13 protein-coding genes are annotated in these 13,208 nt (G+C 72.5%); 3 read left to right on the top strand and 10 right to left on the bottom strand.

Features of this window, described 5'->3' with window-relative positions:
- Positions 1-87: 87 nt before the first annotated feature.
- The 7 genes from truB to rimP form a co-directional block, all read right to left on the bottom strand.
- Positions 88-993: a tRNA pseudouridine(55) synthase TruB gene (truB, locus tag QC283_RS34235; RefSeq protein ID WP_279565661.1), complete on the bottom strand. Its 906-nt coding sequence runs from the start codon at positions 991-993 to the stop codon at positions 88-90.
- Entirely contained in the window at positions 990-1,463 is a 474-nt protein-coding gene (gene rbfA / locus QC283_RS34230) for a 30S ribosome-binding factor RbfA (RefSeq protein ID WP_279565660.1), read from the bottom strand. The genes truB and rbfA overlap by 4 nt, the downstream gene beginning before the upstream one ends.
- Positions 1,464-1,514: 51 nt before the next feature.
- Positions 1,515-1,808, bottom strand: a complete 294-nt coding sequence (locus QC283_RS34225; RefSeq protein ID WP_279565659.1) for a DUF503 domain-containing protein — start codon at positions 1,806-1,808, stop codon at positions 1,515-1,517.
- A 156-nt stretch (positions 1,809-1,964) separates the two neighbouring features.
- Positions 1,965-5,069, bottom strand: coding sequence for a translation initiation factor IF-2 (infB, locus tag QC283_RS34220; RefSeq protein WP_279565658.1), 3,105 nt, complete (start codon positions 5,067-5,069; stop codon positions 1,965-1,967).
- A gap of 173 nt (positions 5,070-5,242) precedes the next feature.
- Complete coding sequence (locus QC283_RS34215) at positions 5,243-5,524, bottom strand: YlxR family protein (RefSeq protein WP_279565657.1); 282 nt, start codon at positions 5,522-5,524, stop codon at positions 5,243-5,245.
- A gap of 164 nt (positions 5,525-5,688) precedes the next feature.
- Positions 5,689-6,693, bottom strand: a complete 1,005-nt coding sequence (nusA, locus tag QC283_RS34210) for a transcription termination factor NusA (RefSeq protein ID WP_279565656.1) — start codon at positions 6,691-6,693, stop codon at positions 5,689-5,691.
- Between the two features lie 2 nt (positions 6,694-6,695).
- Positions 6,696-7,241: a ribosome maturation factor RimP gene (gene rimP, locus QC283_RS34205; RefSeq protein ID WP_279565655.1), complete on the bottom strand. Its 546-nt coding sequence runs from the start codon at positions 7,239-7,241 to the stop codon at positions 6,696-6,698.
- A 242-nt stretch (positions 7,242-7,483) separates the two neighbouring features.
- Here rimP and QC283_RS34200 point away from each other — a divergent pair, with 242 nt between their 5' ends.
- From QC283_RS34200 to QC283_RS34190, 3 genes are read left to right on the top strand one after another with little or no spacing between them, the layout of a single operon-like run.
- Complete coding sequence (locus QC283_RS34200; RefSeq protein WP_279565654.1) at positions 7,484-8,035, top strand: hypothetical protein; 552 nt, start codon at positions 7,484-7,486, stop codon at positions 8,033-8,035.
- A complete protein-coding gene (locus QC283_RS34195; protein ID WP_279565653.1) occupies positions 8,032-8,634 on the top strand; it encodes a ferritin-like domain-containing protein in 603 nt (200 codons plus the stop codon). Before QC283_RS34200 ends, QC283_RS34195 begins: the two co-directional genes overlap by 4 nt.
- A gap of 39 nt (positions 8,635-8,673) precedes the next feature.
- Positions 8,674-9,579, top strand: a complete 906-nt coding sequence (locus QC283_RS34190) for an aminoglycoside phosphotransferase family protein (protein WP_279565652.1) — start codon at positions 8,674-8,676, stop codon at positions 9,577-9,579.
- Between the two features lie 132 nt (positions 9,580-9,711).
- Here the strand turns inward: QC283_RS34190 and QC283_RS34185 are convergent, their stop codons facing one another.
- The 3 genes from QC283_RS34185 to QC283_RS34175 all read right to left on the bottom strand — a co-directional run bounded on the left by QC283_RS34185 (position 9,712) and on the right by QC283_RS34175 (position 13,109).
- Positions 9,712-11,415, bottom strand: a complete 1,704-nt coding sequence (locus QC283_RS34185) for a proline--tRNA ligase (RefSeq protein ID WP_279565651.1) — start codon at positions 11,413-11,415, stop codon at positions 9,712-9,714.
- Between the two features lie 74 nt (positions 11,416-11,489).
- Positions 11,490-12,041: a GNAT family N-acetyltransferase gene (locus QC283_RS34180; RefSeq protein ID WP_279565650.1), complete on the bottom strand. Its 552-nt coding sequence runs from the start codon at positions 12,039-12,041 to the stop codon at positions 11,490-11,492.
- 219 nt (positions 12,042-12,260) lie between these two features.
- A complete protein-coding gene (locus tag QC283_RS34175; protein ID WP_279565649.1) occupies positions 12,261-13,109 on the bottom strand; it encodes a GNAT family N-acetyltransferase in 849 nt (282 codons plus the stop codon).
- Between the last annotated feature and the right edge of the window lie 99 nt (positions 13,110-13,208).

Here is a 13,208-nt window from a genome sequence, read left to right as displayed (position 1 = left end):
TGGGGGAACCGAGGGGGGACCGTGGAGCGGCGGCAGTGAGGACCCCGTGCTCGCCGCTCCACGGGCGGGAGGTGGGGGCGGGTCGGCTCAGCCGAAGATGGCCAGGCTCTTCGCCTTGCCCCGGTGCTCCTCCACGAGCGCGAGGAAGCGGCCCTCGGGGCCGAAGACGGCGACGGCACCGGCGCCCGCGTACGTGTCGGGCATCTCCAGCCGTACGCCGTTGGTGAGCAGCCGGGCCCGCCTGGTGTCCACGTCCCAGCGCGGGAAGGCGGCGGTGGCCGCGTCCGCGATCGGCATGACGGTCAGTTCCTGCTGGTGCTGGTCCAGCGTCCTCGCGGCGTCCAGTTTGTACGGGCCGACGCGGGTGCGGCGCAGGGCGGTGAGGTGGCCGCCGACGCCGAGGCCGGCGCCCAGGTCGCGGGCGAGGGCCCGGATGTAGGTGCCGGAGGAGCAGACCACCGAGACCACCAGGTCCAGCACCGGGGTGCCGTCCTCGGCGACGGCTTCCCGGACGTCGTACACCTCGAAGGAGGAGACGGTGACGGGGCGGGCGGGGATCTCGAACTCCTCGCCCTCGCGCGCCCGCTTGTAGGAGCGCACGCCGTTGATCTTGATGGCGCTGACCTTGGACGGCACCTGCATGATGTCGCCGGTCAGGGTGGCGACGGTCGCGTCGACGGCGTCCCGGGTGACCTTCGAGGCGTCCACCGACCCCGTGATCTCGCCCTCGGCGTCGTCGGTCGGCGTCGTCTGCCCGAGCCTGATCGTGCCCAGGTACTCCTTCTCGGTGAGGGCGAGGTGCCCGAGGAGCTTGGTCGCTCGCTCCACACCGAGGACCAGGACGCCCGTCGCCATCGGGTCGAGCGTGCCCGCGTGCCCGACGCGCCGGGTGCGGGCGATGCCCCGCATCTTGGCGACGACGTCGTGCGAAGTGAAGCCCGACGGCTTGTCGACGATGACAAGGCCGTCGGGCGTGGGGTGCTTGTCGGTCATTTAGCGGTGTCGTCCGTCTCGTCGGCGTCGGCGGCCTCGTCGTCGGACTCGCCCGGCTTGCGGTACGGGTCCGCCTCACCGGCGTACGCCGCGCCCGCGGACACCTCGCGGACCTTCTCGTCGGACTGGCGCGCCTTGTCGAGGAGGTCCTCGATGTTCCGGGCGGTGTCCGGGAGGGCGTCCATGACGAAGGTGAGGGTCGGCGTGAACTTCACGCCCGCCGCCTTGCCGACCTCGGAGCGCAGGATGCCCTTGGCGCTCTCCAGGCCCGCGCTCGCGGCGGCCCGCTCCTCGTCGTCCCCGTACACCGTGTAGAAGACGGTCGCCTCCCGCAGGTCACCCGTGACCCGGGTGTCCGTGATGGTGACGTGCGAGCCGAGGCGCGGGTCCTTGATCCCGCGCTGCAGCTTCTGGGCCACCACCTCTCGGATGAGGTCCGCCAGCCTTTTCGCCCGCGCGTTGTCGGCCACTGGTCCGTCTCCCGTTCTTTCTTTCTTCCGCGCTTCTCGCGCGTTTCCTGGTCAGTCGTCGTCGCCGTGGATGCGCCGTCTGACGGACAGCAGCTCCACCTCGGGGCGGCCGGCCACCAGCCGCTCGCACCGGTCGAGTACGTCGGAGAGGTGCCCCGCGTCGCCGGACACCACGGCCAGGCCGACGACGGCCCTGCGATGGAGGTCCATGTGCTCCACCTCGGCCGCGCTCACCGCGTACTTCCGCTGGAGCTCGGCGACGATCGGGCGGACGACGGAGCGCTTCTCCTTCAGCGAATGTACGTCGCCGAGGAGGAGGTCGAAGGACAGCGTCCCCACATACATGTCTGCAACCGGTTCACCCGCCGGCCCGGGATCGATGGCCCCGCCATCCATGTGGCGGGGACATCAGAACCGTACAACGAACGGCCGGGGCCGATCGACGGAGTTTACTCTCCGCCGACCGGCCCCGGGCCGCACCGTCTGAAGAAGTCGGGGCTGTTACACCCGCGGCTTCTCGCGCATCTCGTACGTCGCGATGACGTCGTCGACCTTGATGTCGTTGAAGTTTCCGAGGTTGATACCGCCCTCGAAGCCTTCGCGGATCTCGGTGACGTCGTCCTTGAAGCGACGCAGGCCCACGATGTTGAGGCTCTCCGCGATGACCTTGCCATCGCGCAGCAGGCGCGCCTTGGTGTTGCGCTTGACCTCGCCGGAGCGGATGAGAACACCCGCGATGTTGCCCAGCTTGGACGAGCGGAAGACCTCGCGGATCTCCGCCGTACCGAGCTCGACCTCTTCGTACTCCGGCTTGAGCATGCCCTTGAGGGCCGCCTCGATCTCCTCGATCGCCTGGTAGATGACCGAGTAGTACCGGACGTCCACACCCTCGCGCTCGGCCATCTGCGCGGCACGCCCGGCGGCGCGCACGTTGAAGCCGATCACGATGGCGTCGGAGCCCATCGCCAGGTCGATGTCGGACTCCGTGACCGCACCGACGCCGCGGTGCAGGACGCGGATGTCGACCTCTTCGCCGACGTCCAGCTGGAGCAGGGAGGACTCCAGAGCCTCGACCGATCCGGACGCGTCGCCCTTGATGATCAGGTTCAGCTGCTGGATCTCGCCGGCCTTGAGCACCTTGTCCAGGTCCTCCAGCGACACGCGGCGCGTGCGCTTGGCGAACGCGGCGTTGCGCTCACGGGCGGCGCGCTTCTCGGCGATCTGACGGGCCGTACGGTCCTCGTCGACGACGATGAAGTTGTCGCCCGCACCCGGGACGTTGGTCAGGCCCAGGACCTGGACCGGAGTCGACGGGCCGGCCTCGGCGACGTTGTTGCCGTTGTCGTCGAGCATGGCGCGCACGCGGCCGTAGGCGTCGCCCACGACCATCGTGTCGCCGACCCGCAGGGTGCCTCGCTGGACGAGGACCGTCGCCACGGCACCGCGGCCGCGGTCGAGACGGGACTCGATCGAGATGCCCTGCGCGTCCTGCGTCGGGTTGGCCCGCAGGTCGAGGGAGGCGTCGGCCGTGAGGACCACGGCCTCCAGCAGCGAGTCGATGTTCAGACCCTGCTTGGCGGAGATGTCGACGAACATGGTGTCGCCGCCGAACTCCTCGGCCACCAGGCCGTACTCGGTCAGCTGACCGCGCACCTTGGTCGGGTCGGCGCCCTCGACGTCGATCTTGTTGACCGCGACGACGATCGGGACGTCGGCCGCCTGGGCGTGGTTGAGCGCCTCGACCGTCTGCGGCATGACGCCGTCGTTGGCCGCGACGACCAGGATCGCGATGTCGGTCGACCGCGCACCACGGGCACGCATGGCGGTGAACGCCTCGTGACCCGGGGTGTCGATGAAGGTGATCTTGCGATCCTCTTCGTTGACCTCGGTCGCGACCTGGTAGGCACCGATGTGCTGGGTGATGCCGCCGGCCTCGCCCGCGATGACGTTCGTCTTGCGGATGGCGTCGAGCAGTCGGGTCTTACCGTGGTCGACGTGACCCATGACGGTCACGACCGGCGGACGGACGACCAGGTCCTCCTCGGAGCCCTCGTCCTCGCCGAACTCCAGGTCGAAGGACTCGAGCAGCTCGCGGTCCTCCTCCTCCGGGCTGACGATCTGAACCGTGTAGTTCATCTCGCCGGCGAGGAGCTGGAGCGTCTCGTCGGAGACGGACTGGGTCGCGGTGACCATCTCGCCGAGGTTCATCATGACCGCGACGAGCGACGCCGGGTTGGCGTTGATCTTCTCCGCGAAGTCGGTGAGCGAGGCACCACGCGACAGGCGAATGGCTTCGCCGTTGCCGCGAGGCAGCATCACGCCGCCGACCGACGGGGCCTGCATGGCCTCGTACTCCTGGCGCCTCTGCCGCTTCGACTTGCGACCGCGACGCGCGGGACCGCCGGGACGACCGAAGGCGCCCTGCGTTCCGCCACGGCCACCGGGGCCGCCGGGACGACCGCCGAAGCCGGGACGGCCACCGCCGCCACCGAAGCCGCCGCCACCACCGGGACGACCGGCGAAACCGCCGCCGCCACCGGGACGACCGCCGCCGCCACCGCCGCCGGGACGACCGGCGAAGCCGCCACCGCCACCGGGACGACCGCCGCCGCCGGGACGACCGGCACCGGCCGGACCGCGACCCCCACCGGGGCCACCGCCGGGACGCGGGCCGGCAGCGGGACGCTGCGGCATCATGCCGGGGTTCGGACGCGGACCACCGCCGGGACGGGGGCCGGCGCCCTGGCCGCCCTGCGGACGCGGCATCGAGCCCGGGGTCGGGCGGTTGCCGCCCGGAGCCTGGGGACGGGGGCCGCCGCCCTGGCCGCCGGGAGCCTGCGGACGGGGACCGGCGCCGGGGGCACCGGGACCACCCGGACGCTGACCGCCCTGCGGGCGGGGCGCCTGCGGGCGCGCCATACCGGCGTTGCCGCCGGAGGTGAAGGGGTTGTTACCCGGACGCGGGCCGCCGGGGCGGCCGGGACGCTGCGCCGGGGCGCCGGGACGCTGGCCACCGGGACGGCCCTGGCCACCCTGCTGGCCTCGGTCCTGACCTCGGTCCTGGCCTCGGTCCTGACCCGGACCGGACGGACGACCGCCGGGCTTGGGGGCACCGGGACGCGCGCCGGGCTTCGGTCCGGCCGGAGCCGGAGCCGAGGCGGCGGGAGCGGCCGGGGCGGCCGGCGGAGCGGTGAACTCCGGCGCGGCCGGGGCCGGACGCGGCGCGGGCTTCGGGCCCGGCGTCGGACGCTGACCCTGGGGCTGGCCCTGGGTCGGCGCCGGCGCGGGGGCCGACGGAGCCTCGGGCTGCTGGGCAGCCGCGGGCTTGGGTGCGGCCGGCGGCCGCGGGGCGGCCGGACGGGCCGCCTGCGCCGGGGACGGCGCGGCGGGCCTGGGGGCCGCCTTCTTCGGGGCCGCGGGACGCCCGGCGGACCGGCCGTTGCCACTGCCCTGCTGGAACGCGTCTGTCAGCTTGCGTACTACAGGCGCTTCGATCGTCGAAGACGCCGAACGGACGAATTCACCGAGTTCCTGGAGCTTGGCCATGACGACCTTGCTCTCGACACCGAACTCCTTGGCGAGTTCGTAGACCCGGACCTTAGCCACTTCGCTCCTCTTAGGTCCGGGTTGCGTCCGGACCGTCGCTAGTTCATGGGCGTACTCATCGCGTACTCATCGAGTGCTCATCGCAATCTCGACCTGCTTTCACTTCGCGAGGTACCAGGCCGCACGGGGATCCGCGCGGCTCTCTTCCTTGGCACGTTGCTCACATGCTGCTGTCAGCAACCCTGTGCCTGCTCGACGTAGCGGCGCAACGCCTTTACGTCGAGCGGCCCCGGGACGCGGAGCGCCCGCGGGAACGCCTTGCGGCGCACTGCCTGGTCGACACAGACCGGTGCGGGGTGCACGTAGGCACCCCGGCCGGGCAGCGTACCGCGTGGATCGGGGGTGCAATGACCCTCGACCGCCACAGTGCGCAGCAGCTCGCGCTTGACCGCTCGCTCCCGGCACCCCACGCAGGTGCGCTCAGGGCATGCTCGGGTACGTGTCCGGCCAGACACTCTTAAGTCTACCTCCCCGGACCGACCTCACCCCTTTGGGGCAAGAATCGAACACATACCGCACGCAAAGCTGTCGTGATCTCAGCGTCGTGCGGCTTGGATCTATTCCCCGCGGCCCGTCGACGGGCCGTCGACGGCCCGTCGGACCACTCCCCCAACCGCTCCTACGAACGCTCCGACGACTGGTCGGACGGCAGCTCGGTGTCCGGCCGGATATCGATCCGCCAGCCGGTCAGCCTGGCGGCGAGGCGGGCGTTCTGGCCCTCCTTGCCGATCGCCAGCGACAGCTGGTAGTCGGGCACGATGACGCGTGCGGAACGGGCCGCCAGGTCCACGACCTCCACCTTGGAGACGCGGGCCGGGGAGAGCGCGTTCGCCACCATCTCGGCCGGGTCGTCCGACCAGTCGACGATGTCGATCTTCTCGCCGTTCAGCTCGCCCATGACATTGCGCACCCGGCCGCCCATGGGGCCGATGCAGGCACCCTTGGCGTTCAGGCCCGAGCGGGTGGAGCGTACGGCGATCTTGGTGCGGTGGCCGGCCTCGCGGGCGATCGCGGAGATCTCGACGGATCCGTCGGCGATCTCGGGCACCTCCAGGGCGAAGAGCTTCTTCACCAGGTTGGGGTGCGTCCGCGACAGCGTCACGGACGGACCGCGCACGCCCTTCGCCACCCGGACGACGTACGAACGCAGCCGCGTGCCGTGCGGGTAGGTCTCGCCCGGCACCTGCTCCTGCACGGGCAGGATGGCCTCGAGCTTGCCGATGTCGACGAGCACGTTCTTCGGGTCGCGGCCCTGCTGGACCACGCCGGTGACGATGTCGCCCTCGCGGCCGGCGTACTCGCCGAGCGTCGCGTCGTCCTCGGCGTCGCGCAGCCGCTGCAGGATGACCTGCTTGGCGGTGGTGGCGGCGATACGGCCGAAGTCGGACGGGGTGTCGTCGAACTCGCGGGCCTGCTGGCCCTCTTCGAGGTCGTCCGGGTCCTCCTTCGCCCACACGGTCACATGACCGGTCTCCCGGTTGAGCTCCACGCGCGCGTGCCGGCGGCTTCCCTCGGTGCGGTGGTAGGCGATGAGGAGGGCCGACTCGATCGCTCCGACCAGCAGGTCGAAGGAGATCTCCTTCTCCCGCACCAAGCCCCGCAGGGCGCTCATGTCAATGTCCACGGCTACGCCTCCTCGTCTTCCGTTGTGTCGTTCGTGTCGTTGTCGGTGTCGCTGTTCTTGCTGTTCTTCGTGTCCTTGCGGCTGAACTCGACCTGGACGCGTGCCTTGTCGATGTCGCCGAAGGCGAGTCTGCGGGTGGTGGCCTTGCGGCCCTTCACTCCGGGCACTTCGAGGTCGAGTCCGTCGTCGTCCACGTCGAGGATGCGCGCGACCACTTCCCCGCCCTCGTGGAGCTGGAACCGCACGAGGCGGTCCGTGGCGCGCACGTAGTGGCGGTGCTCGGTGAGGGAGCGCTCCGCGCCCGGGGTGCCGACCTCGAGGGTGTACTCCCCCTCGCCCATCGCGTCGGTCTCGTCGAGCTTCGCCGAGAGCGCGCGGCTCACATCGGCGATCCGGTCCAGGTCCGCACCGGTGTCGGAGTCGACGACGACACTCAGCACACGCTTGCGGCCGACCGAGTCCACCGCGATCTCTTCGAGGTCCAGGCCCTGGGAGGCGACGAGCGGCTCCAGCAGCTCTCGCAGCCTCTCGCTCTGGGTGGTGCTCATCCGGGTGACTCCTCGGCCGCGTGTGCTGTTGTGGGACGGTGCGCGTGTCTGGTCAAAGGGTATCCGGTCCCGAGGGGTGTTGCCGTCCACCCCGGGCACGGCGGTGCCGATGAGTGGTGCCCGGGCGGAGCCCGGGTACCGTGATCACCGGCAGGCCGCACCGCGGGGTCCCGCCGCGTCGCCCGTCGCTTTGCCCGTCGCTTTGCCTTCGCTTCCGTACGAGCCTGTCGAGGACGTCTGCCGTGTCGTTTTCCTCATCGCCGCGCCTGCCCTCGGGGCCGCGCCGAAGAAGCCTCCTCGCGTCGGCCGCCGGGGCCGCCCTGCTCGTCGGCTGTACCGGCGGGCCGGGCTCCGGTGGCAAGGAGGACGATCCGCCGGCCGCCGACCGGGCACGCGCGCGTGCGGCCCGGGACAGCGAGGGACTGGCCGGACGGTACGCGACGGTGATGGCCGCGCACCCTGGGCTGGCGGAGCGGCTGCGGCCGTTGCACGCCGAGGTCGTACGGCACGCGGAGGCGTTCGGCGCCGTGCCCTCGGCCTCGCCCGAGGCGTCCGGGCCGTCCGAGGCGTCGCCCTCGGTCTCCGCGCGGGCCGCCGGTCCGGGGGACGGTTCCGGCGCCGTGCCGACGACCGAGAAGGACGCCCTGGCCCTGCTCGCCGCCGCCGAGCGGGAGCTGGCCGACCGGCGGGCCGAGGCGCTGCTGGAGGTGCCGGGCGAGTTGGCGCGGCTGCTGGCCTCGGTGACGGCGGCCGGGGCGGCGCACGTGTATCTGCTGACGGAGGCTGACGGGTGAACGAGTCGGAGAAGCGGGAGCTGGACGCCCTCCAGGCGGCGCTGGCCGCGGAGCACGCGGCCGTGTACGGCTACGGGGTCGTCGGCGGACGGATCGGCGAGGAACGGCGCAGCGCGGCACGGACGGCGTACGACGCCCATCGGGCGCGGCGGGACGCGCTGGCGCGCGAGGTGCGCGACCTCGGCGGCAAGCCGGTCGCCGCGGCGGCCGGGTACGCGCTGCCCTTCACGGTGCCGGACTCGGCGGCGGCCCTGCGGCTGGCGGCCGAGCTGGAGGACCGGGTGGCCGGGGTCTACTCCGACCTGGTGCGGGCGGCCGAGGGCGACCGGCGGGCCACGGCGGCCGGGGCGCTGCGCGAGGCAGCGGTCCGGGCGGTGCGGTGGCGGGGCGGCAGCGTAGCCTTCCCTGGGCTCGCCGAACGGGCCGACAGCCCGTCGACGCCGGACGCGGCTTCGGGCTCCGCCTCGGATCCGACGTCGGGTTCCGCTTCAGGCCCGGCTTCGGGCTCCGCCGCGGGTGCCGCTTCGGGCTCCGTTCGAGGGGCGGCGTCGGGCCCGGGCCAGGACACGGCTTCCGCTCAGGCGGCACCGACCGCGTAACACGTACGGCTGCCCGTACGGGAAGGGAACGGCTCGCGCATGGCTTTCGAACCGCCGCGGCGTCTGGTCAGGGCGCTCGGTGAGGCGGCACCGGAGGGTGACGACTGGTTGGAGAAGCTGCCCGGAGCGGCGGAGCGGGCCGTCGCGCTGCGTGAGTTGACCGTGGAGCGGGTGCAGGTGCCGGGCGGGCGCAGCAGTCTGGTGGTCCTGGTGCGGACGGCCGACGGGACGCCCGCCGTGCTGAAGCTGGCCCCGCGCCGGGCGCGCCCGGAGAGCGAGCGGGCCGCGCTCGCCCACTGGGGCGGGCTGGGCGCCGTACAGCTGCGCGAGGCGGAGACCGCGGACACGGAGGGCGTTCTGCTGCTGGAGCGGCTGCATCCGGACGTGTCGGTGCGGTCGCTGCCGGAGGCGAAGGCGCTGCTGGAGGCCGCGGGCACGCTGCGGCGGCTGTGGGTGGAGCCGCCCGCCGGTCACCCCTTCGAGACCGTGGCCGAGCGGACCGGGCGGCAGGCCGAGGCCATGCGGGCGGGAGCGGCGGCCGACCCGGAGGTGGCGCCCCTGGTCGACGCGGCGCTCGCGGCCCGTGCCGAACTGCTGGCCTCGCCGCCCGAGCAGCGGCTCCTGCACGGCACGTTCCGGCAGAGCAAGGTGCTCGCCGGTGAGCGGATGCCGTGGCTGGCCGTGGGTCCCGATCCGGTGGTCGGCGAGAACGCCTTCGATCTCGCGCGGCTGGTGCGGGACCGGGTGGAGGACCTCATCGCCCAGCCGTCCGGCGCCTCGACGACCCGGCGCCGCGTCAAGCGGCTCGCGGAGTCACTGGAGGTCGATCGGGAACGGCTGCGCGGCTGGACGCTGTTCCGCGCCGTCGAGTCGGGTGTACGGGCCCGCCGGGTGGGGCGGGAGCAGGACGCGGAGCTGCTGCTGGAGTTCGCGGGCTGGCTGTAGCCGACCGCCGCAGGACGTCGGGGGGGCGTCGGGGCCGTCGCGGGCGGGCGGACGCGATCGCCGTGCGGGTACGCCGCGGGGGGCGCCCGTCGGACGTGGGCGCCCCCCGCGGTGCGAAGAGGGGTCGGAGTGTCAGGCCGTCAGGCGGGTGATGGCCTCCTCGACCGTCACTTCCTCGCGCTCCCCGGTACGGCGGTCCTTCAGCTCGACCACGCCTTCGGCGGAGCGGCGCCCGGCGACCAGGATCTGGGGTACGCCGATGAGTTCGGCGTCCGTGAACTTGACGCCCGGGGAGACGCCGGCCCGGTCGTCCACCAGGACACGGACACCGGCGGCGGACAGCTTCTCGGAGACGTCGAGGGCCAGCTCGGTCTGCAGGGCCTTGCCGGCGGCGACGACGTGGACGTCGGCCGGGGCGACCTCCTTGGACCAGACGAGGCCCTTGTCGTCGGCGTGCTGCTCGGCGAGGGCGGCCACGGCGCGGGAGACGCCGATGCCGTAGGAGCCCATGGTGACGCGGGCCGGCTTGCCGTTCTGGCCGAGGACGTCGAGCTTGAGGGCGTCGGTGTACTTGCGGCCCAGCTGGAAGATGTGGCCGATCTCGATGGCGCGGTCCAGCTTGAGACCGGTGCCGCAGTTCGGGCAGGGGTCGCCGTCCCGGACCACGACGACGTCGACGTACGCGTCGACCTCGAAGTCACGGCCCGCCACGACGTTCTTGGCGTGCGTGTGCTCCTTGTTGGCGCCCGTGATCCACGCCGTGCCCGGCGCCACGCGCGGGTCGGCGATGTACTGGACCTTGTCGCCCAGGCCCTGCGGGCCGACGTAGCCGCGGACCAGGTCGGGGCGGCCCACGAAGTCCTCGGCGGTGACCAGCTCGACGGCGGCCGGGGCGAAGTGGGCCTCGACCTTGTCCATGTCGACCTCGCGGTCGCCGGGGACGCCCACGGCGACGATCTCGCCGTCCACCTTGACGAGGAGGTTCTTCAGGGTGGCGGAGGCCGGGACGCCGAGGGAGGCGGCGAGGGTCTCGATGGTGGGGGTGTCGGGGGTCGGGATGTCCTCGGCGGCGGGCGCGTCGGCCGCGTCGACGGGCTGGAGGGCGTAGGTGATCGCCTCGGTGTTGGCCGCGAAGTCGCAGTTCGGGCAGTCGGCGAAGGTGTCCTCGCCGGCCCCGGCCGGGGCGAGGAACTCCTCCGACTTGGAGCCGCCCATCGCGCCGGCGGTCGCGGCGCAGATGCGGTAGTCGAGGCCGAGGCGCTCGAAGATCCGCTGGTAGGCGGCGCGGTGCAGGGCGTAGGACTCGGCGAGGCCCTCGTCGGCGACGTCGAAGGAGTAGGAGTCCTTCATGAGGAACTCGCGGCCGCGCAGGATGCCGGCCCGGGGGCGGGCCTCGTCGCGGTACTTGTTCTGGATCTGGTAGAGGATGACCGGCAGGTCCTTGTAGGAGGACGCCTGGTCCTTCACCAGCAGGGTGAAGATCTCCTCGTGGGTGGGGCCGAGGAGGTAGTCGCCGCCCTTGCGGTCCTGGAGGCGGAACAGCTCGGGGCCGTACTCCTCCCAGCGGCCGGTGGCCTCGTACGGCTCGCGCGGCAGCAGGGCGGGGAGCTGGACCTCCTGGGCGCCGATGGCGTCCATCTCCTCGCGGACGATGCGCTCGACGTTGCCGAGAACCTTCTTACCGAGCGGCAGCCAGCTCCACAGGCCGGCGGCGGTACGGCGCACGTACCCGGCGCGGACCAGCAGTTTGTGGCTGAGGACCTCGGCGTCCGCCGGGTCGTCGCGCAGCGTCTTCGCCATCAACTTCGACATGCGCTGGACCGGTGCGTTGGCCATGGTTCTCGTGTCTCCTGCTACGTAAGGATGGTGGCTAGGAGGTTAGCCGGGTGGTCCAGCCCGGCGGAAATCGGTTATGTTCCGCCGGGCCCGTCCCGGGGGCGGCGCAGGGGCAGCGGGGCGCCCATCACCGCGTACGGCTTGGGGGCGCTGGGGAAGAGAACCTGGCGGGCGAGGTCCTGGTAGCCGAGGGAGCGGTAGAGGCCGCGGGCGGGGCTCTCGGTGTCGATCGCGGAGAGGATCGAGCGGGGCTCGGGGACGCTGTCGGTGATCGTGGTGATCAGGGAGCGGCCCGCGCCGCGGCTCTGGTGGGCCGGGTGGACGTGGAGTTCGGTGATGACGAAGGAGTCGTCGAGCCAGGCGTCGTTGCCCTGGGCGCGGAGGTAGGGCTCGACGACGGTGGACCACCAGTGGGCGCGGTCGTTGGGCATGCCGTAGACGAAGCCGACGAGATCGCCTCCGGCGGTGGCGCCGAGTGCTCTGGCGCCGGGGTGGGTCATGTGGCGCAGGACGATCTGGCGGCGGACGGCCACCTCGTCGGGGCCGAGTCCGAACGCGGCGGCCTGGACCGCGAGGGCCTCGTCCACATGCGCGGCGAGGTCCAGTGGGCCGATCACGACGTCCATGTGCGGGAGCCTAGCGCTTCGCCGGCCGGGGCCGGGTGTACGGGTTGTCGTCCGGGTGCCGGTTTCCGGCTGCCGGGTCGCTGGGTGCCGGGTCGCTGGGTGGCGGGTCGCTGGGTGGCGGGTCGCTGGGTGGCGGTCTCCGGATGCCGGTCTCCGGGTGCCGGTCGTGGGCGGCCGGTCGTGGGCGGCTGGTCGCGTCCTTCGCAGGAGCATGCCCTGTCAGAAGAGCACGCTCATGAAGGCGCCCACCTCTTGGAAGCCCACCCGGTGGTACGACCGCCGTGCGGCCGTGTTGAAGTCGTTGACGTACAGGCTGGCCACCGGGGCGATGTCCGCCAGCGCGTAGCGCAGGACCGCCGCCATGCCCGGTGCCGCCAGGCCCTTGCCCCGGTACTCGGGGGCCACCCAGACGCCCTGGATCTGGCAGGCGCGGTCGGTGGCGGCGCCGACCTCGGCCTTGAAGACGACCCTGCCGTCGGTGTCGAAGCGGGCGAAGGAGCGGCCGGAGCCGACGAGTTCGGCGACCCGGGCCTGGTAGAGCAGGCCGCCGTCGCCGGCCATCGGGGAGATGCCGACCTCCTCGGTGAACATCGCCACGCAGGCCGGCATGATCCGCTCCATCTCGTCCTTGCGGACGCGGCGGACGTAGGGGTCCGGGGTGATGTCGGCGGGCACGCGGTCGGTGACCATGAGGGGCTGTCGGGCGCGGACCTCTCGGGCCGGGCCCCAGCCCGGTTCGAGGAGCCGCCACAGCTGGGCGGTCGTGTCGGCGGGGCCGACGATCGAGGAGCAGCGGCGGCCGGCCCGCCGGGCGCGGTCGGCGAAGGCACGGACGGCGCGCGGGGTGGCGCAGATGGGGACGAGGTTGGCGCCCGCGTAGCACAGGGAGGTCAGCATGCCGTGCTCGTACCAGCCCCACATCTCGCCGCCGAGCCGCCACGGGTCGAGGCCGGCGATCTGCACCCGGGCGGCCACGAAGGCGTTCGCGACCGGCTCGCGGTCGAGGACGGCGAGCGCGGCGTCCAGGTCGCTCGGTTCGAGCACGCGGGAGGTGGTCTGCGTCAACACGTGCGGGGGCCTCACCCTGAGATCTGCTGGTCTCCGCACTGTACCTGTCGTGCATATGCCGTGCCGCCCCCAGGGCGACGCGGCATATGAGGGTCAGTT

The sequence above is a fragment of the Streptomyces sp. DH41 genome (assembly GCF_029813785.1).
In the GTDB taxonomy this organism is placed as follows: domain Bacteria; phylum Actinomycetota; class Actinomycetes; order Streptomycetales; family Streptomycetaceae; genus Streptomyces.
Note: the sequence above shows the minus strand (reverse complement) of the source record. Positions and strands in the feature narration are given on the sequence as shown.